The sequence below is a fragment of the Streptomyces sp. NPDC040718 genome, from assembly GCF_055593565.1.
The window spans coordinates 555,030-574,760 of sequence record NZ_JBVIXO010000004.1; the positions used below are offsets into that span (position 1 = coordinate 555,030).

Below are 19,731 nucleotides of genomic sequence, written 5' to 3' on the forward strand. Positions count from 1 at the left end.
TAGTGGGTGCTACGAGTGTTCGACGACGGTGTCGGCGAGGACCGGTGCGTCGTCCCGTTCGGCGGCGGTCACCGAGACGAGTACGCGGCCCTCCTCCCGCCACATCCGGATGCGCAGCGTCTCCCCCGGGAAGACGATCCCGGCGAAGCGCGTGCGGTAGGCGCGGACCCGGGACACGTCCCCGCCGAGGACGGTGTCGACGACGGCCTTGAGGGTCATCCCGTACGAGCACAGGCCGTGCAGGATCGGCTTGTCGAAGCCGGCCAGCTTGGCGAACTCCGGGTCGGCGTGGAGGGGGTTCCAGTCCCCGGAGAGCCGGTAGAGCAGCGCCTGCTCCTCACGGATGTGCCGTTCCTCGGTGCGGTCGGGGTCGCGCCCGGGCAGTTCCTCCCTGACGGAGGGGCCGCGCTCGCCGCCGAAGCCGCCTTCGCCGCGTACGAAGATCTGCGCGTCGCTGGTCCACAGCGGCCCGTCGGCGTCCGCGACCTCGGTGCGCAGCACGATCACCGCAGCCTTGCCCTTGTCGTAGAGGGCGGCGACCTTGGCGGAGGAGGTGGCGCTGCCCTTGACGGGGATGGGCCGGTGCAGCTCGATGGACTGGCCGCCGTGCAGGACGTTGGCGAGGTTGACCTCGATGCCGGGGGCGGCGAGGCCGCCGAGCATGGCCATGCCGGCTCCGGCGACGGTCGCGAAGCTGGGCAGGACGTGGAGCTTGGACTCCAGGGTGTAGCGCAGCTCGTCGGGGTCCGTCGCCAGGCCCTGCCCGTTCAGCGACGCGCCCGCTCCGAGGCCGAGGTGGTAGAGCTGGATGTCCTTGTGGTCCCAGCCGATGCTCCCCTGTCGGGGTTCGGCGGCGAGGGCCCTGGCGGCATCGATCGGCATGAGGATGCTGCTCCTTCGGTTCCTTGGAAGACCTCGGCACGGCCGTCCGCACCGTCGGCCGCACCGAGGTCGTATGCGGAGCCGGACGCCGGACACGTTCTAGAACGCGTTCTAGCATCGGCTGAAGGCATGTATAACGCACGCCCCAGCACTTGGGAAGACTCCTGACTTCACGTCAGATGACCTTTGGCCGAGGCGTGTTGCCCCCTCCCCGGGACGCGGCCCGTTACGCTTCGCCGGTGGACGAAATGCCCGTGACGCACCGGCCCGCGCGCTCGCTGCGCGTCCTGCTGGAGCCGCCGGACCCGGCCCTCGCGCTGCTGCTCGGCCTCCAGCCGGACATCGAGGTCGTGGACTCCCCCGTGGCCCGGCCCGAGGTGGCGCTGGTGGAGGACGTCGCGGCGGTGACCGCCCTGCTGGCCGAGGACCCCGAGTGCCGGGTCCTGGTCACCGCCCGCTCCGCCCACCCCGGCCTGCCGGAAGCCGCCCTCGCGGCGGGCGCGGCGGGACTGGTCCTGCGGGACGGCCCCGTCGAGGACCTCGCGGACTGCCTGCGCCGGGCTTCCATGGGCGAGACGGTCATCGACCCCGCGCTCGCACGCCCGTAGCGGCCCGGGCACGCGTACGGCCCCCCGCCGGTGACGGCGGAGGGCTCGGGGGTGTCCTGCGGGGGCTCAGCCCGCGGGCTTCGTCCAGTCGTCGACCGTCCGCGAGGGGTCCAGCGCCACCGGCAGCCGCTCCAGCCCCCGGAAGGCGGGGAACGGCCCCTTCAGCCAGTCACCGCCGTGCGCCGACGGCATGGCCAGCACCATGTCGGGGAAGCGGTCCAGCAGCGACGTCAGGCAGATCTCCAGCTCCAGGCGGGCCAGCGGCGCGCCCAGGCAGTAGTGCGCCCCGAAGCCGAAGCCGAGGTGGTTGCCCTGGAGCCCCTCACGGGTGATGTCGAGCTTGTCGGGCTCGGGGAACTTCTCCGGATCGCGGTTCGCGGAGGCGATGGCGATCTGCACGACCGCGCCCCGCGGAATCAGCGTCCCGCCGATTTCCAGGTCCTCCAGCGCGTAACGGAAGGTGGAGGTTTCCACCGATCCCTCGAAACGGACCATCTCCTCGATCGCCTGCGGCAGGAGTTCCCGGTTCTCCTGGACGGCCTTCAGCTGCTCCGGATTGGTCAGCAGGCTGTAGACGCAGTTGCCGATCTGGAGGGTGGTCGTCTTGTGGCCGGCGAAGAGCAGCACCCAGATCATCGAGACGAGTTCGTCGTCCGTCAGCGGTTCCTCGTCGTGCGGGGTTTCGGCCAGCACGCTCAGGAAGTCGTCCGTGGGGTTCTCGCGGGTGCGGTGGATCAGGTCCGTGAAGTAGTCGCGCAGCCAGTGCTCGGCCTCGACCAGTTCGTGCTTGAGGTCCCGGCTGAAACGCGAGCGGGTCACCTGGGCGAACCACTCCAGCACCTCGACGCGCTCGTCGCCGACGATGCCCAGCAGCTCGCAGATGACCATGACGGGCAGGGGCAGGGCGAACGCCGCCATCAGGTCGACGGGCTCGTCCGTCGGGCACCGGTCCAGCAGCCCGTCCACCAGCTCCTGGATGTGCGGGCGCAGGTCCTTGACGTGGCGCGGGGTGAAGGCGGTCTTGGCGATGTGGCGCAGCCGGGTGTGCCGGGGCGGGTCCGCGAAGAGGAGGTTGTCGTCGAGCGCCTCGCACGCGTCCCCGAAAAGGGCGTGGTAGGTGTCGATGGCCTCGTGCATGTCCTTCCCGATGCGGTGGTCGGCGAGGATCGCGTGGGCGTCCTCGTACCGGGTGACGAGGTACGTGTCGACCCCGTGGCCGGGGGTCAGCCGGGCGATCGGGGCCCCTTCGCGCAGCGACCGGTAGACCGGATAGGGGCACTGCCGGTATTCGGGCGTGCCCTTCGTCACCGCGGCCACCGCGTCTTCGAGCGCGGGTCCGTCCCCCACTGCCACCGTCGGTTCAGTCGTCACGCGCCCATACCTCTCGGGTAACCCGGAATTGACAGTCGGCTCCCTTCCCTGGGCCGAATGACGGCAAAACCGCGTTGACCCGTTCGGAGTCGAATCCTCCCCCTCTGGAATGTCCGGGCGGCGGCGGACCGGACCCGCTCTAGGGTGTGCGCTGATCCCGTTCCGCGATCCCGTTCCGCGGCCCGAAGAAAGGGAATGCGCTCATGCCGGAATACGGTGCCGGCGGTTTCACCGCCAGTGGCGCATCACCGACCGGCTCCACGGCCCCGGAGGACGACGGCAGCCGGGCGGTCATCGACGTGCACCACCACTTCTGCGCCCCCGCCTGGCGGGAATGGGGCGAGGCACACGGGCTGGTGAACCCGCGCGCACTGCCGCCGTGGGCGCACTGGGACGCGGACTCCGCGCTGGCGCTGATGGACCGGGCCGGGATCGCCACGGCCGTGCTCAAGCCGATGCTGCCCGCGCGGTACGAGAGCTCCGCGCAGCTGCGGGAGGCCATCACGGTGACGCTGCGGGCGGCGGTGGAGGCCGTCGAGGCGCATCCGGGGCGGTTCTTCTTCCACACCCCGCTCTTCCTGGACGACCTGGAGGTCTCCTCCTGGGCGCTGCGCCACGGGCTGGACGAGCTGGGCGCGGTCGGGGTGAACGTCACCGCCAACTACGGCGGGGTGTACCTGGGGGACCCCGTGTACGACGGGATCTTCGCCGAGCTGGACGAGCGGGCCGCGGTGGTGGACACCCACCCGCACAACCTCCCGGCCCTGCCGGCGGCCGCGGGCGGCCCCGCAGGTGCCGACGGGCCGGGCGCACCCGGAGGGCCGGGGCTGCCGCCGGGCGCCGGCGGGCCCGGCGGTGCGGGCGGCCGGCCGAGCGCGGCCGGAGCGTCCGGCGGCGGGGGCCCGCACTCCGCGACCGACGGGCCGGGGGCCTCGGGGCCGCCCCGTACCCCCGCGACGGCCGGCAGGCCCGGGGCCGCCGCTGCCGCCGCCAGACCCGGGGCCGGGGGCCCGCCCGGGGTCACCGTGCCCGGGCTGCCGAACTTCCTGTGCGACTTCCTCCTCGACACCACCCGCGCCGCCGCCAACATGATCCGCAACCGGACCCTGGACCGCTTCCCGAACCTGTCGGTGATCCTGCCGCACGGCGGCGGCTTCCTCCCGCACATCGCGACCCGGCTGGAGGCCTTCGCCGACTCCTTCGACCCCCCGGTCGATCCCGCGGTGGTCCGGGACCACCTGCACCGCTTCTACTACGACACCGCGGGCCCGATGTCCCCGGCCGGCACCCTGCTGGCCACCGTGGACCCCGCCCGGATCCTGTTCGGCAGCGACTGGCCGGCCTGCCCCGCCGACATGGTCGCGGACATCGCCGTACCCGCGCTGGCCGCGGACCCGGCCCTGACGCCCGCGCTGCGCCGCGCCGTCAACCGGGAGAACGCGCTGCGCCTGATGCCGCGGCTCGTGCCGGCGTAGGGGCTACCGCCGCAGCAGGGTCACCACCGCCGCGCCGCCCAGCCCGATGTTGTGCGCGAGCCCGACCCGGGCGCCGGGGACCTGGCGGGCGCCCGCCTCGCCGCGCAGCTGCCACACCAGCTCCGCCGCCTGCGCGAGCCCCGTCGCCCCGAGCGGGTGGCCCTTGGAGATGAGGCCGCCGGAGGGGTTGACCACCCACCGCCCGCCGTACGTCGTCGCACCGCTCTCCACGAGCTTGCCGGAGGCCCCGTCCGCGCACATGCCGAGCGCCTCGTAGGTCAGCAGTTCGTTGACGGAGAAGCAGTCGTGCAGCTCCACGACGTCGACGTCCTCGATGCCGAGCCCGGAGGCCTCGTACGCCTTGCGGCCCGCGGCGGCCGTCATCGGCTTGCCGACGACGTCGATGCAGGAGCCGCCGAAGCTCGCTTCGGTGTCCGTGGTCATCGCCTGGCCGACGATCTCGACGGCCTTGTCGTGCAGTCCGTGCGCCACGACGAACCGCTCCGAGACGACGACGGCCGCCGCGGCCCCGTCGGAGGTGGGCGAGCACTGGAGCTTGGTCAGCGGGTCGTGGATGGTCTTGGCCGCGAGGACCTCCTCGACCGTGTACACGTCCTGGAACTGCGCGTTCGGGTTGTTCGCGGAGTGCCGGTGGTTCTTGGCGCCGACCGCCGCCAGCTGGGCGGGCGTGGTCCCGTACCGCTCCATGTGCTCGCGGGCGGCGTTCCCGAAGATCTGCGCGGTGGGCGGCGACATCTCGAAGCCGTGCGCCGCCGCCATGATCCCGTAGTGCCGGGCCACGGGAGAGGTCTTGAAGTCTCCCCCGTCGGCGCCGCCGCCCAGCGCGCCGCGCTTCATCTTCTCGAAGCCGACGGCGAGCACGCAGTCGGCCAGGCCGCCCTGGACGAACTGCCGCGCCATCATCAGGGCCGTCGAGCCCGTCGCGCAGTTGTTGTTGACGTTGTAGACGGGCACGCCGGTCAGGCCCAGTTCGTACGCCGCGCGCTGCCCTGCGGTGGAGGGCTGGAAGCAGTAGCCGGCCGGCACCTGCTCCACGAGCCCGTAGTCCACGCCCGCGTCCGCGAGCGCCGCGCCGCCGGCCTCCTTGACCATGTCCCAGTACTGCCAGTCCCGGGACTCCGGCTTCTCGAACTTCGTCATGCCGACGCCGACGATGTACGACTTCATGTCCGTTGACTCCTAGTCCCTGGGGAGGCCGAGGATCCGCTCGGCGACGACGTTGAGCTGGACCTGCGTGGTGCCCCCGGCGATGGTCAGGCAGCGGGACATGAGCATCCCGTGCACCGCCCGCTCCCCCGCGCCCTCGCGCACCGCGCCCGCCGGGCCGAGCAGTTCGAGGGCCAGTTCGGCGGTCCGCTGCTGGTGGGGGGTCTGGACGAGCTTGCGTACGGAGGCCCCCGCGCCCGGCTCCAGCCCGGAGACCTGCTGGAGGGTGGTGCGCAGCCCGAGGCAGGCGAGGGCGTGCGCCTCGGCGGCGAGCGCGCCGATGCGGGCCCGGTAGGAGTCGTCGAGTCCGGCGGAGCGGGCGATGAGCGCCGCGAGGCCGGTGTCGAAGGTCATCTGGTCGGCCATGTGGACGCGTTCGTTGCCGAGGGTGTTGCGGGCGACCTTCCACCCGCCGTCGGCCGCCCCGACCAGGGCGTCGGCCGGGAGCACGGCGTCCTCGAACCAGACCTCGTTGAACAGGGCCTCGCCGGTGATCTCCTTCAGCGGGCGGATCTCGATGCCGGGGGTGTTCTTCATGTCGACGACGAAGTAGCCGAGTCCCTTGTGCTTGGGCGCGGCCGGGTCCGTGCGGGCCAGCAGGATCCCGAAGTCGGCGGTGTGCGCGGAACTCGTCCACACCTTCTGTCCGTTGACCTTCCAGGAGCCGTCGGCGGTGCGTTCTGCGCGGGTCCGCAGGGAGGCCAGGTCGGAGCCCGCGCCCGGCTCCGAGAAGAGCTGGCACCAGGTCGTGTCCCCGCGCAGCGTCGGCAGGACGTGGGCGGCGCGCTGCTCGTCGGTCCCGTAGGCGAGCAGCGAGGGCACGACCCAGGTGGCGATGCCGAGGTCGGCGATCCTGACCCCGGCGGCCTTCAACTCCTGCTGGACGACGAGCTGTTCGACGGGCCCGGCGCCGAGTCCGTACGGCGGCGGGAGGTAGGGGGCCGCGTACCCGGTGGGGGCCAGGGCCCGGCGGGCGGCGGCCGGGTCGAGGCCGCGCGCCGCCCCGACGGCGGCGCGGGCGGCCGCCCGGTGCGCCTCGGCCTCCGCCGGCAGTTCGAGGCGCAGCTCGCGCCGGGCGCCGGCCGCGGCGAGGCGTACGGCGCGGATGCGGTGGGTGTCGCCGGGGCCGAGGAGCTGGCGGGCGACGAGGGCGCGGCGCAGGTAGAGGTGGGCGTCGTGCTCCCAGGTGAAGCCGATGCCGCCGAGGATCTGGATGCAGTCCTTGGCGCAGGAGTAGGCGGCGTCGAGGGCGGTCGCGGCGGCGAGGGCGGCGACGAGCGAGCGGGCGCCGGGCTCCTCGTCCGCGCTGTTGGCGGCGTCCCAGGCGAGGGCTCGGGCCTGTTCGAGGCGGACCAGCATGTCGGCGCACAGGTGCTTGACGCCCTGGAAGCGGCCGATGGGGCTGCCGAACTGCTCGCGCGTCTTCGCGTACTCGGCGGCGGTGTGCACCGCCCAGGCGGCGGTGCCGCAGGCGTCGGCGGCGAACAGGGTGCGGGCCAGGTCCTGGACGAGGGCGGCGTCCAGCTCCAGCAGCCGGCCGGGCGGGACGGTGACGGCCCGCGCCCGGACCTCGGCGGTGGGGCGGGTGGGGTCGGCGCTCTCGTGGGCGCGGATCTCCAGGGCGGCGGCGTCCACTGCGTACCAGCGGGTCCCGCCGTCCGCCTCGGCGGCGAGCAGCACGAGGTCGGCCTCGCCGGCGCCGAGCACGGGCGGCGCGAGCCCGTCCAGTCGCCACCCGGCCCCCTCGACGGCGACGGCGGTGACGCCGCCCGCCCCGAGGGCGACGGCCCCGACCCGCCCGTCGAGGGGTTCGGCCCCCGCCCGGTCCAGGAGTACGGAGGCCAGCGCGCTCGGCAGGAAGGGGCCGTGCAGCGCCGCCCGGGCGGCCTCCTCCACCACGACGGCCAGATCCAGCAGGGTCCCGCCCTCCAGGTGCGGCGCGAGCAGCCCGGACGCGACCAGCCCGTCCCAGTAACCGGGCCGCGTGCCCGCCTGCGGCGGGGCGTCGAGCAGCTTGCGCACCTCCTCGGGCGGTACGGCCCGCGCCACCCAGCCGCGTACGGCGTCGGCCAACTCCCGCTGCTCTTGCGTGATTCCGATGCCCATGCGCGGCAGACTAGAACACGTTTCAATCTGACGGAAGGTCAGACAGCGGTTCTCTTGGACCGGCCCTTGCGGTGGGGGCCCGGGCGCTGTGGGCTGTCGCCATGAGCCCTGACTGCCCGCGCTGCGGGAGAGCGCTGACGGCGCTGAGCGTCACGTACCGCCGCAACCGCTGGGGCGGCGCACCTCCGTCGCCGAGGCCCGAACAGTGGTGGAGGTGCACCGGCTGCGACTGGCTGGGCCACCGCCCCGCGGCGGGCCAGCCGCTGCACACGATGCGCCGGCTGGAGGGCGACGAGGGCACGTGCCCCTTCTGCGGCGAGGAGGAGTCCAACGTCGTCAGCGAGGTCCGGGAGACCGGCGCGGGCGAACTCCGGGACTGGCTGGTCTGCCTGAGCTGCGGCACGAGCAACCCGCGCCGCGTCGGGCCGTCCGGCAGGTAGCCGAACGCCCCGCCCTCGGCCGGCCCGTCAGCCGGCCGGCACGGCCGCGAGGGCGGCGCGGGCGATCGCCACGGCCTCGGACCGGCACTCGGACGGCGGGGCGGGCGACTCGCTCCCCCCGGGCCCGCTCCCGCTCGGCCCGCTTCCACCCGGATCCCCTCCGCTCCACACGGAGAGCCTGAGGTTCCCGTCACGGACCACGAGTTCGCAGTCGGCCCTCCACAGCGTCTCGTCTCCGAGCCGCACCTCCGTCTGCGCTACCGGCGGCACGGCCGCCGCCACCGTCTGCCGCTCCGAGGCGAGCCACTTCCGCTGCTCCTCCGGCAGGTCCCGGTCGCCCTCCCCGCCGAGCTTCAGAGCCCACTCCACGATCACGCGGGGCATCCCCCCGCCGGACCAGGAACAGCGCACCGAGGTGGTGGGGCCGTCACCGCGCTCCGGCAGGACGGTCTCCAGCGTCGGCGCCCGCCCCACCACGGGCGGCAGCGGCAGCTTGGCGGCCGCGTCGTGGCAGCGGTCCAGCTTCGTGTGCACCGTCTCGCCCCTCCACCCGCCGTACTGCTGCCCGTACGCCCACACACCGGCACCGGCCGCCACCAGCGCGACGGCCCCCGCCAGCGGCCCGGCCACGCGCAGCGCGCTCCGGCGCGGAGACCGCCCGCGCGCTGCGGGAGGCAGGGCGCCTACGGTGACGGGCGGTTCCTCCGGCAGGGGCACGAAGGCCGGCCGGGGTCCCCCGGCAGCCTGCTCGGGCACGGCCGCGACCGTGGCCGCGTCGCCGACCGGGTCCGGGCCGCCGGCCGGGTCCGGGTCCTGCCGCCGGGCCGGGGAATCGGCGGGCACGGGAACCGCGACCGGGAGCTCCCTCTCCACCGGCCGGACCACCGTCCCGGACGGGTCGCCCGCACCCAGCAGCCGGTCGATGGCCGCGCCCTGCTCGGCGATCATCCGGTGCACCGCCGGAGGCCACGGCAGGCGGCCCGCCGGGGCCACCGGCCCGAGGAGCCCCAGCAGCTCGGCCGGGGACGGCCGGGCGGCCGGGTCCTTGGCCAGGCAGCGCTCCACGGCGACCCGCAGCCCCGCCGGGACCGCGCTCAGGTCCGGCTCCGCGTGCACCACGTCGTACAGGGTCATGAGGGTCGACGACCCCGCGAACGGGTTGCGCCCCGTGACCGCCAGGAACAGCACCGAACCCAGCGAGAACACGTCGCTCGCCGGGGTCAGTTCCCGCCCCTCCGCCTGCTCCGGCGACATGAACGGCGGCGAGCCGATCACCAGGCCCGTGTGCGTCAGCCGGGTGTCGACGCCGCTCTCGGCCGCCCGCGCGATGCCCAGGTCGATCACCCGGACCCCGTCCTCGGCGAGGAGTACGTTCTCGGGCTTCAGGTCCCGGTGGACCAGCCCCGCCCGGTGGATCTCCGCGAGCCCCGACGCCAGGCCCGCCGCCAGGCGGCGCACGGTCTCCTCGGACAGCGCCCCGGCCTCCGCGACGGCCGCCCCCAGCGAGGGGCCGGAGACGAACACCGAGGCCAGCCAAGGGGTCCGGGCGTCGGCGTCGGCCTCCATCACGGCCGCCGTATAGGCCCCGGACACCCTCCGGGACGCGGCGACCTCCCGCCGGAACCGGGCCCGGAAGCCCTCGTCGTCGGCGAACCGCGCGAGGACCTGTTTGACGGCGACCAGCCGCCCGTCCGGCGCGGCGCCGAGCAGCACCCGGCCCATCCCGCCCTCGCCGAGCACCCCCAGCACCCGGAACGGCCCCACGTACGACGGACCCGACGGCCCTAACGGCTCCATGCCTACCCCGCCCTCCCCGGACACGGGAGGCGATCATACAGAGCCCTCAACTCCCGCCACCGGCACGGGGATCGCATACCGGGCCGCCAGCACGGCCACCGCCCCGGCCACCGCCGCCCGCAGCTCCGGCGGGCCGAGCACCTCCGCCTCCGCTCCCAGCCGGAGCAGGTCCCCCACCGCGACGGCCTGCGACTCCACCGGCAGCTCCACCTCCGCCCAGCCGTCCCCGTCCGGCGGCCCGGCCCCCTCCAGCGCCCGCACCCCCGGCGTCCCGAACCGCATCGGCAGCAGCCGCTGCGCACGCGGCGAGACCCGCAGCCGCGCCACGCCCTGGAGGAGCGCGGCCTCCAGACGCCGGGAGGACTCGTCCCAGTAGGCCGCCAGTCCGAACCCGGCCGGCCGCTCGAAGCCCTCCCCCGTCTCCCGCACCGACAGCAGCCGCGACACCCTGTAGGTGCGTACGCCCTCCCCCTCCGGCGCCGCCACCAGGTACCAGATGCCGCCCTTGAGGACGACGCCCAGCGGGTGCAGCTCCCGCTGCCGGAGCTCGCCCGACCAGCGCCGGTACTCCACCCGCACCGCCCGCTGCTCCCACACCGCCGCCGCCACATCGGCCAGGTGCGGCACCGGGTCGGCGTCCCGGAACCAGGCGGGCGCGTCCAGGTGGAAGCGGTCCCGCACCAGCCGGGCCCGGTCCGCCGGCCCGGCCGGCAGCGCGGCCTGGAGCTTCAGCTGCGCGGTGGCCAGCACCGCGCCCAGCCCCAGCTCCCGCGCGGGTCCGGGCGCCCCGGCCAGGAACAGCGAGGCCGCCTCGGCGTCGGTGAGCCCGGTCAGCCGCGTGCGGTAGCCGTCCATCAGCCGGTACCCGCCCGCGGGGCCCCGGTCGGCGCAGACGGGGACCCCGGACGCGCCGAGCGCCTCGATGTCCCGGTAGACGGTACGGACGGACACCTCCAGCTCCGCCGCCAGCTCCGGGGCGGTCATCCGGCCGCGGTTCTGGAGCAGCAGGAGCAAGGAGAGAAGCCGGTCGGCGCGCATGGGCCCCATTGTGGCCGCCGTACCTGACAAGAGATGTCAGGTACGGCACCCAGGCTGGTCACAGCACGGGGGACGGCCCCGCGCGACCGCCGAAAGGACCCCCATGCCCACCCGCACCGCCACCGGCCACTTCACCTTCGCCGACTGGGAGGAGCGGCCCGCCGGCCCGGCCGACGCACTGCCCCGGCTCGCGCAGGCCTCGGTCGCCAACACCTTCTCCGGCGGCATCGAGGCCGCCGGCACCGTCTGCGCCTACACGATCGCCTACCTGACGGCGACGACCGGCTCCTACTCCGGCACGGAGCTGCTCACCGGCAGCCTCGACGGCCGCCAGGGCGGCTTCGCCCTGGCGGAGCGCGGCACCTTCCACGAGGACGGCACCACCCACTGCTCCTTCGAGGTCGTCCCCGGCTCCGGCACCGGCGAGCTGGCCGGCCTGCGCGGCACCGGCACCTTCCTCGCCCGGCACGGCGAGCCGTCCGTCCCCTACACCTTCGAATACGACCTGGACTGAACGACCCGAACGGCCCAACGGACGACGCCAGTCGGGCGAAAGCCCGCCCCCGCCCGGCCCATGCCCCATAACCGGGCGGGGCAGGGGGCGTTGGGGCGGTCATGGCTCACCTCACCCTCGCCCGCGCCCTGACCGGCGCCGCCCTGGCCCTCGCCATCGGCCTGGCCGGCGCCCCCGCCGCCCAGGCCGCCCCCACCGCCGCCCGCCCGGCCCCCGGCACCCAGGCCGGCCCCCTCAGCCTGGACAACCTGCTGTCGCTGCGCTTCCTCACCCCGACCGTGAAGGACGCGAAGCGCCAGGTCTCCGGCCTCCTCACCGGCCTCTCCCCCGCCCCGGCCGGCTCCACCGCCCTCGGCGGCCTGCTCAAGTAACCGGGAAGGGACTCCACGAATGAAGCTCACCCGGACCCTCGCCACCATCTGTACGGCCGCCACCGCCGCGGCCGTCCTCTCCGCCGGCGCGGCGACCGCCGACGACGACCTCCTGTCGGCCCTCGACAACCCCGCGATCGGCGCGGCCTGCCTCCCGTCCGGCCAGGCCGGCGTGGGCAACACCGTCAACGGCACGCAGAACATCAGCTGCAGCCAGAGCACGTCCCAGGACATCACCAACCCGGCGCCCGCCGACGGTGGTGTCACCGGGGAAGAAGTCGTGTGGGACCTGCACAGCGTCCCGCCCGGCGAAGGCACGTTCTACGCCCAGTGCCCGGCCGGAAAGGTGGTCACGGGCGGGGGCTACACCAGGACCACCGCGGTGGACATCCTGACCAGCGCGGCCGAGCCCGGCACCAACCGGACCGCATGGGCAGTACGCGTGGACAACCCCACGGAGAATCCGCAGGGCATCGCCGTCTACGCCGTCTGCGTGGACGGCGCGAGCTGAGGGGCACGCACCCCCGGCATGGTGCCCTACCCGGCAGTAGGGCACCATGGGCCGCCACACCCGCTCACCGCCGGAGGAACACCCATGGCAGCCGCCGCCCCCAAGCCGGAGACCCTCGCCGCTTTCGAGGCCGCCAAGGGGTTCATGCCCGTACGCGAGGGCCTCGCCCTGTACGAGGCGGCCGCCGGGGCCGCGGCCCTCGGGCTGCCGCTGCTGGAGGTCGGCACGTACTGCGGGCGTTCCACGATCCTGCTGGCCGACGCGGCCCGTGAGGCGGGCGTCCCCGCGATCACCGTCGACCACCACCGCGGCAGCGAGGAGCAGCAGCCCGGGTGGGAGTACCACGACCCGACCGTCGTGGACCCGGAGATCGGGCTGATGGACACCCTGCCGACGTTCCGCCGCACCCTGCACCGGGCCGGGCTGGAGGCGCACGTCATCGCTATCGTCGGCCGGTCCCCGCAGGTCGCCGCCGCCTGGGGCGGCAAGCTCGGCTTCGTCTTCATCGACGGCGGCCACACCGATGAGCACGCCACCGGCGACTACGAGGGCTGGGCCCCGCACGTCGCCGAGGGCGGCACGCTCGTGATCCACGACGTGTTCCCGGACCCGGCCGACGGCGGCCGGGCCCCGTACCGGATCTACCTGCGCGCCCTGGCCTCGGGCGCCTTCGAGGAGGTCTCGGTGACGGACTCCCTGCGCGTGCTCCGGCGCACCGGCGAGGGCATCTAGGGATCCGCAAAGCCCCGGCGGACCATAAGACGACAATCACACCACGCCCCCGGATGGCCCAGGGTCCGTACGGGCCCCGGGCCGGCGTTCTAGCATCGCGACGTGCGCTACGACGACAGCCCCCCGCTTCCCGAGTCCCGGTCCTCGATCAGCCCGGACCGGCCCTGGTTCGCGCGCCGGCCCGCCCTCACGGTGGCGCTGGCGGCGCTCGCCCCGACCTGCCTGGCGGGCTGGGTGCTGACCCACGTCCTGACCGGCTCCGAGCACGGCGGTCGGCAGCCCGAGGGCATGCCCCTCACCGCCTCGCACACGACGGCGGGGTCGGACGCCAAGGCCAGCGCCTCCCCGAGCCCGGCCACGAGCCCCGCCGCCCAGCCCCCCGCCCCCGCGAAGGGCCCGCTCACCGGCCGGACCGTGGTCATCGACCCCGGCCACAACACGGGCAACTTCCAGCACTCCGCCGAGATCAACAAGCTGGTGGACATCGGCACCAACCGCAAGGAGTGCGACACCACCGGCACCACCACCAACTCCGGTTACATGGAAGCGGAGTTCTCCCTCGACGTCTCCCGCCGGGCGCGCGCCCTGCTGGAGGCCAAGGGCGCCAAGGTGGTCTTCACCCACGAGGCCGACCGCCCGTGGGGCCCCTGCATCAACGAGCGGGCCAAGGCCGGGAACGATGCGGCGGCCGACGCCGTGGTCTCCGTACACGCCGACGGCGCCTCCGCGGGCAACCGGGGCTTCCACGTCATCCTCCCGGCCCGCGTCAAGAGCGGCGCGGCGGACACCGCGAAGATCGTCGGGCCCTCCCGCGACCTCGGCGAACGCATCGCGAGCAACTTCGGCCGCACCACCGGCTCCTCGCCCGCCAACTACCTCGGCAGCGGAACCGGGTTGGTGGTCCGCGACGATCTGGGCGGGCTCAACCTCTCGACCCGGCCCAAGGTGTTCCTCGAATGCGGCAACATGCGTGACGACAAGGACGCGGCGCAGCTGATGAGTCCGGAGTGGCGGCAGAAGGCGGCGCAGGGCATCGCGGACGGCATCACGGGCTTCCTGGGCGGGTAGTTCACCGGTAGTCGTCCCGGGGCGGCTCGTCGCCCCGATCTTCTCGGCCGCGCGAAGCTCCGTACCATGGGGGCGCCCGCTCCGCCCCAGCCAAGACCGAGAAGGACACTCCCAGACGTGAACATCCGCTCCCTCACTCGAGGTGACGGCGTGGTGATCGGAGCAGCGGTACTGCTGTTCATCGCCTCGTTCCTCGATTTCTACTCCGCCACCAACCTGGACCTCCCGAGTGCGTGGGACACCGACTTCTACGGGCTGGTGCTGCCGACGGTCTTCCTGACCGGCTTCATCGCCGTGGGCCTGCTGATCGCGGCCCGCTTCCAGCCCGAGGGCCGCAAGCTCGGGAGCCTGACCCTGACGGCGTGGGGCACCGTACTGGCCGTGGCGGCGGCCTGGGCCTCGCTGTGGTCGCTGATCACCTGCCCGTCCAAGACGGACCTGGGCGCGGGCAGCATCATCGCCTTCCTCGCCAACCTCGCCCTGGCGGGCATGGCCGTCGCCGGTACGAAGATCCCCGCGCTGGCCGGGCCGCTCGTGCCCGAGCCTCGGCCCGCCGCCCCGCAGCCGTACGGCGCCCAGCCCGGCGCCGGGTACGGCTACCCGGGGCAGCAGCAGCCGCAGGGCTACGGGACCACGCCGCAGCCGGTCCCGCCGTACGGGGGCACCCCGGCGCCCGGCCCGCAGAACCCGGCGCCGACGCCGGCCGCGGACTTCACGCCGTTCTGGTTCGCGGTGCCGGTGGCCCGGCCCCTCTACGGCGAGGACGGCTCCCCCGCCCCGATCGCGGAGCTGGCCCCGGGCACCTGGTACCTGGCCGTCGACCAGCGCGGCCCGTCGTCGCTGGTCGCGCAGACCCAGGACGGCCGCCGCGGCGTCCTGAACGACACCTCCGGCATCCAGCGCGGCTGACCCGGCCCCGCACCGCGCCCGCGGCCCCCCGCCCCTCACGGGCGGGGGGCCGCCGCGCTTCCACCCCACTTCCCGGCGGGGCGCGCGTGCCCTACAGTCGCCTGACGTCAACTGACGCATCGTCAGATAAGACCCGCGGAGGGGACCGTACATGCGCCTCGGACTCGCACTCGGATACTGGGGCCGCGGGCCCGGCCCCGCCCACCTCGACCTCGCCACCGAGGCCGAACGCCTCGGCTACGACTCGGTGTGGACCGCCGAGGCCTGGGGCTCCGACGCCTTCACCCCGCTCACCTGGATCGCCGCGCACACCTCCCGCATCCGGCTCGGCACCGCCATCGCCCAGATGGCCGCCCGCACCCCCACCGCCACCGCCATGCACGCCCTCACCCTCGACCACCTCTCCGGCGGCCGGATGATGCTGGGCCTCGGCCTGTCCGGGCCCCAGGTGGTCGAGGGCTGGTACGGGCGCCCCTTCCCCGCGAGCCCGCTCACCGCGACCCGGGAGTACGTGGACGTCATACGCCAGGTGCTGCGCCGCGAGGCCCCCGTCACCCTGGACGGCCGCTTCCACAGCCACCCCTACCGCGGGCAGGACGGCACCGGAATCGGAAAGCCCCTCAAGCCGATCACCCACCCGCTGCGCGCGGACCTCCCGCTGCTGCTCGGCGCGGAGGGCCCGAAGAACATCGCCCAGACCACCCGCATCGCGGACGGCTGGCTCCCCCTCTACTGGTCGCCCACCCGCACCGACGTCCACCGGGCCTCGCTGGCGGACCTCCCCGACGGGTTCATGATCGCCCCGATGGCCCGCGCCAAGGTCTGCGACGACGTCGCCGAGGGGCTGCTCCCGGTCAAGGCGATGCTCGGCTTCTACATCGGCGGCATGGGCCACGCGGCCCGCAACTTCCACGCCGACCTGATGGGCCGCATGGGCTACGAGGCCGAGGCCCGGCGCGTCCAGGAACTGTTCCTGGCCGGGCGCAGGGAGGAGGCGGTGCTCGCCGTCCCGGACGCGTTCGCGGACGAGATCTCCCTCGTCGGCCCCCGCGAGCGGATCGCGGAACGGCTGGAGCTGTGGCGCAAGGGCCCCGTCACGGACCTGCTGGTCACGGCCCCGGACCCGCACACGCTGCGGGTGCTGGCGGAGCTCAACGGCTGAGGGCGGGCGCGTTAGCGAATCGTTTGCGCCGGGCCGGAGCATGGTGCTCGACCACCGAAGCACAGCTCCACAAAGGGGAACAGCCATCAGCACCAACCGGATCAAGGCGGGCGTCCTCGCGGCCGCCACCGTCGCGGGCCTGGCCCTGGCCACCGCACCGGCCGAGGCCGCCGACCACTGCCAGGGCGGCGGCGGCGCCGTCTACATCTGCCAGTACGGGGTGACCAAGCACAAGCTCCCCGACGGCGGCAAGCAGCAGTTCCTGGTCGGCACGGACAACGCCGTGTGGACGCGCTGGACCGACTCCGACGGCGACTGGACCCACTGGTCGTCCATGGGCGGCACCGCCAGGAGCAGCATCGTCGTCATCGACCGCTTCAGCGGCGGCGACCCCTGGCAGTTCAGCCTCTCCGTCGAGGGCAACGACGGCTGGCGCTTCGTGAAGACCCGCCACCACGACGGCAGCTGGACCGACTGGTTCCCCATGCCCGACCCGGTCTAGTACGTCTGGTCCGTCTGCTCCGGCCGGTCCGTCGCCTCCGGTACGGCTTCGAGGAGCCCGCGCAGGTCCAGCGGCATCACGGCGATCTCCATCGTCCCCCCGCCCTCCAGGGCGCAGGACACGATCCGCGAGCCCGGGTTGATGGAGATGCCCTCCCGTACGGACGGCACCCGTACGGCCGTGGCCCGGGCGCCCGCCAGCGACACGGCCGGACCCCGGCCGGGCTGCCAGCGGGCGGCGCCCGGGTCCGCGTACAGCCGGCCGGAACGCCAGCGGCCCTCGCCCGCCGGGGTCCGGGCCATGCCCGGGATCCCGGCGGGGCTGCCGGCCGCGACCCGCTCGCGGTGCTTGCGCCGCAGCAGCCAGCCCAGGCCGCCGGCCGCGAGGGCGAGGAACAGGAACTCGATCACACCGGCCATTCAAACAGGCGGACGGCCCGGGGACCCTCAGCCGGTCAGCTGCGAAGTGCTCGGCACCGTGTCCGTGACCACGGCGCCCGAGTTCTTGCCGGCTTCCTTGACGCCGCTGATCACGTTGTTGAAGGCGTCGATGTCGGCGTCGCCCGCCTCGCCCTTGCGGAGCTTGGCGGCCAGCCCCTTGAGGGACTCGATGCCCGCAGTCAGCGGACCCATCGCCTTCGACAGCAGCGGGTCGCCCTTGGCGTTCTCCGCCGCCGCCTTCAGCCGGTTGTACGCGAAGGCACCCGCCAGACCGGCCTTGATCAGCGCGAACGTACGCCCCTTCGCGCCCTTCTTGAACTTGCCCTCGCGGTACGGCTTCACGATCCACTGGTACGTCGCCCCGGCCGCGAGCCCGGCGTTGGCGACGAACCGCGTCTTGGCGAACTTCTGCTTCTCGGCCGGGGTCGTCGGCGAGGGCGTCGCGGCGGCCAGTTCGTCGGCCGCGGCCGCGTCCGGCTCCGCCACGGCCAGGACCGCCAGTTCGGCGGCGGCGGCCGAGGAGATCTCCTCCCGCTGCCCCCGGTCGCCGCCGCTGCCGCACGCGGTGGCACCGGCCAGCAGTGCGGTGGACAGCGCCACCGCCGTGAGGGCTCGACGGATACGGACGGTTGCGGGTACGGCCACGGTTGCCTCCGGGGACTGAGGTGTCCCCCGCAGCCTCACCCCGGGCACCGGGCGCCACCACCCGGGGGACCCGTTCGGGGGTCCCCCGGCCAGGGAGCGTCAGCTCAACGGCAGCAGTCCGGCTCCAGGCCCGCCGGCAGGGCCGACCCGCCGAAGACCTCCCCGGTAGCCTCGTCCCCGCCCAGCGCCGCGACGGCCAGCAGCAGCGAACCCGCCGTCCAGGCCGTCTGCTCCACCGGCCACACGGCCCGGTCCTCGAAGACGTACCCCGTCCAGTACATGCCGTTCTCGGCGCGCAGGTGCCCGATCGAGCGCAGGACGTCCAGCGCCCGGTCCGACTCCCCCATCACCCACAGGGTCAGCGCCAGCTCGCAGGACTCCCCGCCCGTCACCCACGGGTTCGGCAGCACGCACCGCACCCCGAGGTCCGGGACGACGAACTCCGCCCAGCGCCCCTCGATGCGGGCCTTCGCCTCCGGGCCGGACAGCGCCCCGCCCAGCACCGGGTAGTACCAGTCCATCGAGTAGCGGTCCTTGTCCAGGAACCGCTCCGGGTGCCGGCGTATCGCGTGCGCGAGGGCGCCCGTCGCCAGCTCCCAGTCCGGCTGCGGGTCGCCGCGGTGGTCCGCGATGGCCAGCGCGCAGCGCAGCGCCTGGTGGATGGAGGAGGAGCCCGTCAGCAGGGCGTCGGTGACGGCCGTGCCGTCCGCCTCCCGCTTCCAGCCGATCTCGCCGCCCGGCTGCTGGAGCGCGAGGACGAACTCGACGGCGGCGACGACCGACGGCCACATCCGCTCCAGGAAGGTGTCGTCGCCGGTGGCCAGGTAGTGGTGCCAGACGCCGACGGCTATGTACGCGACGAAGTTCGTCTCCCGGCCAGCGTCCTGCGGCACGGCCGTGTCCACGCCGTCGGGCCGGTCCGCGTACGCCGCGTACCAGGAGCCGTCCTGGTTCTGGTGCCGGGCCAGCCAGGCGTAGGCCCGCTCGGCCGCCTCGTGCTCGCCCGCGGTGTCCAGGGCCATCGCGGCCTCGGTGTGGTCCCACGGGTCGAGGTGGTGGCCGCGGAACCACGGTATGGCCCCGTCCTCGCGCTGCACGGCCAGGATCCCGGCCACGGTCTGCGCGGCCTGCTCGGCGGTCAGCACGCCGTCCAGGACGAGGTGCTCGGGTACGGTGCGCCCCGGCGAGCTCACTGGGCGGAGCCGGCTGCGCCGACGGGCAGGTGGGGCTTGGTCGCGTACGCCACGAAGCTCTTGCCGATGACCGGGTTGAGGGCCTGCTCGGCGAGGCGGGTCGCGAGGGGCTTCTTCATGATGTCCCAGACCAGGAGCTTGTGGTACGCCTTGACCGGCAGCGCCTTGTCGTTGTCGACGCCGAAGGCGCACTTGAGCCACCAGTACGGGGAGTGCAGGCCGTGCGCGTGGTGGGTGCCGTACGGCTTGAGGCCCGCGGCCTCCATCTTCCCCAGCAGCTCGTCCGCCTTGTAGATGCGGATGTGGCCGCCCTCGACCTCGTGGTAGGCGTCGGACAGCGCCCAGCAGATCTTCTCCGGGCCGTAGCGCGGGACGGTGACCGCGATGCGGCCGCCGGGCTTGAGCACGCGCACCATCTCGGCGAGGACGCCCTTGTCGTCGGGGATGTGCTCCATCACCTCGGAGATGATGACGACGTCGAAGGACTCGTCCGGGAACGGCAGGGCCAGGGCGTCACCCTCCATGGCGGTGGCGGTGGCGCCCGCCGGGGCCTCACCGGCCTCCTTCATGGCGGCGAACCACTTGGCGACCTCGCGGATCTCCTCGCCGTTGCGGTCGACGGCGACGACCTGGGCGCCGCGCCGGTAGCACTCGAAGGCGTGCCGGCCTGCGCCGCAGCCCAGATCGAGCACACGGTCGCCTGCGGCGAGCGGGAACCGGGAGAAATCGACGGTCAGCAC

Annotated in this window: 21 protein-coding genes; 11 read left to right on the forward strand and 10 right to left on the reverse strand. The window is 74.1% G+C overall.

All coding sequences use genetic code 11. The features are described 5' to 3' along the window. Nucleotides 1-9: 9 nt before the first annotated feature. Complete coding sequence (locus ACZ597_RS14095) at nt 10-882, reverse strand: MaoC/PaaZ C-terminal domain-containing protein (RefSeq protein WP_471328801.1); 873 nt, start codon at nt 880-882, stop codon at nt 10-12. Nucleotides 883-1,130: 248 nt separating this feature from the next. On the opposite strand from ACZ597_RS14095, the gene ACZ597_RS14100 reads away from it, so the two are divergent. Next, nucleotides 1,131-1,490 carry a response regulator gene (locus ACZ597_RS14100; RefSeq protein ID WP_471328906.1) on the forward strand — a complete coding sequence of 120 codons (360 nt, stop codon included), beginning with the start codon at nt 1,131-1,133 and terminating at the stop codon, nt 1,488-1,490. 66 nt (nt 1,491-1,556) lie between these two features. Here the strand turns inward: ACZ597_RS14100 and ACZ597_RS14105 are convergent, their stop codons facing one another. Then, entirely contained in the window at nt 1,557-2,861 is a 1,305-nt protein-coding gene (locus ACZ597_RS14105; RefSeq protein WP_471328803.1) for a cytochrome P450 family protein, read from the reverse strand. Between the two features lie 203 nt (nt 2,862-3,064). On the opposite strand from ACZ597_RS14105, the gene ACZ597_RS14110 reads away from it, so the two are divergent. After that, nucleotides 3,065-4,336 (forward strand): amidohydrolase family protein, encoded by a 1,272-nt coding sequence (locus ACZ597_RS14110; RefSeq protein ID WP_471328805.1) that lies wholly within the window; start codon nt 3,065-3,067, stop codon nt 4,334-4,336. Nucleotides 4,337-4,339: 3 nt separating this feature from the next. Here the strand turns inward: ACZ597_RS14110 and ACZ597_RS14115 are convergent, their stop codons facing one another. Both ACZ597_RS14115 and ACZ597_RS14120 read right to left on the reverse strand, forming a co-directional pair. Then, nucleotides 4,340-5,524: a lipid-transfer protein gene (locus tag ACZ597_RS14115; protein ID WP_471328807.1), complete on the reverse strand. Its 1,185-nt coding sequence runs from the start codon at nt 5,522-5,524 to the stop codon at nt 4,340-4,342. Nucleotides 5,525-5,536: 12 nt separating this feature from the next. Beyond that, a complete protein-coding gene (locus tag ACZ597_RS14120) occupies nt 5,537-7,669 on the reverse strand; it encodes an acyl-CoA dehydrogenase (RefSeq protein WP_471328809.1) in 2,133 nt (710 codons plus the stop codon). Between the two features lie 101 nt (nt 7,670-7,770). Between ACZ597_RS14120 and ACZ597_RS14125 the strand changes: the two genes are divergently transcribed. Further along, nucleotides 7,771-8,109: a hypothetical protein gene (locus tag ACZ597_RS14125; protein ID WP_471328811.1), complete on the forward strand. Its 339-nt coding sequence runs from the start codon at nt 7,771-7,773 to the stop codon at nt 8,107-8,109. A 27-nt stretch (nt 8,110-8,136) separates the two neighbouring features. On the opposite strand, the gene ACZ597_RS14130 is transcribed toward ACZ597_RS14125, so the two are convergent. Together ACZ597_RS14130 and ACZ597_RS14135 are read right to left on the reverse strand one after the other, a co-directional pair. After that, nucleotides 8,137-9,906 (reverse strand): serine/threonine-protein kinase, encoded by a 1,770-nt coding sequence (locus tag ACZ597_RS14130; protein ID WP_471328813.1) that lies wholly within the window; start codon nt 9,904-9,906, stop codon nt 8,137-8,139. Between the two features lie 33 nt (nt 9,907-9,939). Beyond that, entirely contained in the window at nt 9,940-10,944 is a 1,005-nt protein-coding gene (locus ACZ597_RS14135) for a helix-turn-helix transcriptional regulator (protein WP_471328815.1), read from the reverse strand. A gap of 103 nt (nt 10,945-11,047) precedes the next feature. On the opposite strand from ACZ597_RS14135, the gene ACZ597_RS14140 reads away from it, so the two are divergent. The 8 genes from ACZ597_RS14140 (at nt 11,048) to ACZ597_RS14175 (ending at nt 16,713) form a co-directional block, all read left to right on the forward strand. Further along, nucleotides 11,048-11,458 (forward strand): DUF3224 domain-containing protein, encoded by a 411-nt coding sequence (locus tag ACZ597_RS14140; protein ID WP_471328817.1) that lies wholly within the window; start codon nt 11,048-11,050, stop codon nt 11,456-11,458. 101 nt (nt 11,459-11,559) lie between these two features. Then, nucleotides 11,560-11,829 (forward strand): hypothetical protein, encoded by a 270-nt coding sequence (locus tag ACZ597_RS14145; RefSeq protein WP_471328819.1) that lies wholly within the window; start codon nt 11,560-11,562, stop codon nt 11,827-11,829. A 19-nt stretch (nt 11,830-11,848) separates the two neighbouring features. Next, entirely contained in the window at nt 11,849-12,340 is a 492-nt protein-coding gene (locus tag ACZ597_RS14150; protein ID WP_471328821.1) for a hypothetical protein, read from the forward strand. Nucleotides 12,341-12,424: 84 nt separating this feature from the next. Next, nucleotides 12,425-13,072 carry a class I SAM-dependent methyltransferase gene (locus ACZ597_RS14155; RefSeq protein WP_471328823.1) on the forward strand — a complete coding sequence of 216 codons (648 nt, stop codon included), beginning with the start codon at nt 12,425-12,427 and terminating at the stop codon, nt 13,070-13,072. A gap of 102 nt (nt 13,073-13,174) precedes the next feature. Then, nucleotides 13,175-14,140: an N-acetylmuramoyl-L-alanine amidase gene (locus ACZ597_RS14160; protein ID WP_471328825.1), complete on the forward strand. Its 966-nt coding sequence runs from the start codon at nt 13,175-13,177 to the stop codon at nt 14,138-14,140. 117 nt (nt 14,141-14,257) lie between these two features. Next, nucleotides 14,258-15,049: a DUF5336 domain-containing protein gene (locus ACZ597_RS14165; RefSeq protein WP_471328827.1), complete on the forward strand. Its 792-nt coding sequence runs from the start codon at nt 14,258-14,260 to the stop codon at nt 15,047-15,049. Nucleotides 15,050-15,200: 151 nt separating this feature from the next. Beyond that, the gene (locus ACZ597_RS14170; protein ID WP_471328829.1) at nt 15,201-16,211 is read left to right on the forward strand and encodes an LLM class F420-dependent oxidoreductase; all 1,011 of its coding nucleotides are present in this window, start codon (nt 15,201-15,203) and stop codon (nt 16,209-16,211) included. Nucleotides 16,212-16,251: 40 nt separating this feature from the next. Then, nucleotides 16,252-16,713 (forward strand): hypothetical protein, encoded by a 462-nt coding sequence (locus ACZ597_RS14175; protein WP_471328831.1) that lies wholly within the window; start codon nt 16,252-16,254, stop codon nt 16,711-16,713. Here the strand turns inward: ACZ597_RS14175 and ACZ597_RS14180 are convergent. The 4 genes from ACZ597_RS14180 to ACZ597_RS14195 form a co-directional block, all read right to left on the reverse strand. Next, nucleotides 16,710-17,123: a hypothetical protein gene (locus ACZ597_RS14180; protein WP_471328833.1), complete on the reverse strand. Its 414-nt coding sequence runs from the start codon at nt 17,121-17,123 to the stop codon at nt 16,710-16,712. The genes ACZ597_RS14175 and ACZ597_RS14180 overlap by 4 nt on opposite strands. Nucleotides 17,124-17,159: 36 nt before the next feature. Further along, nucleotides 17,160-17,732 (reverse strand): hypothetical protein, encoded by a 573-nt coding sequence (locus ACZ597_RS14185; protein WP_471328908.1) that lies wholly within the window; start codon nt 17,730-17,732, stop codon nt 17,160-17,162. Nucleotides 17,733-17,902: 170 nt separating this feature from the next. Continuing rightward, nucleotides 17,903-18,991, reverse strand: coding sequence for a prenyltransferase/squalene oxidase repeat-containing protein (locus ACZ597_RS14190; protein ID WP_471328835.1), 1,089 nt, complete (start codon nt 18,989-18,991; stop codon nt 17,903-17,905). Further along, complete coding sequence (locus ACZ597_RS14195; RefSeq protein WP_389616537.1) at nt 18,988-19,731, reverse strand: class I SAM-dependent methyltransferase; 744 nt, start codon at nt 19,729-19,731, stop codon at nt 18,988-18,990. The genes ACZ597_RS14190 and ACZ597_RS14195 overlap by 4 nt, the downstream gene beginning before the upstream one ends.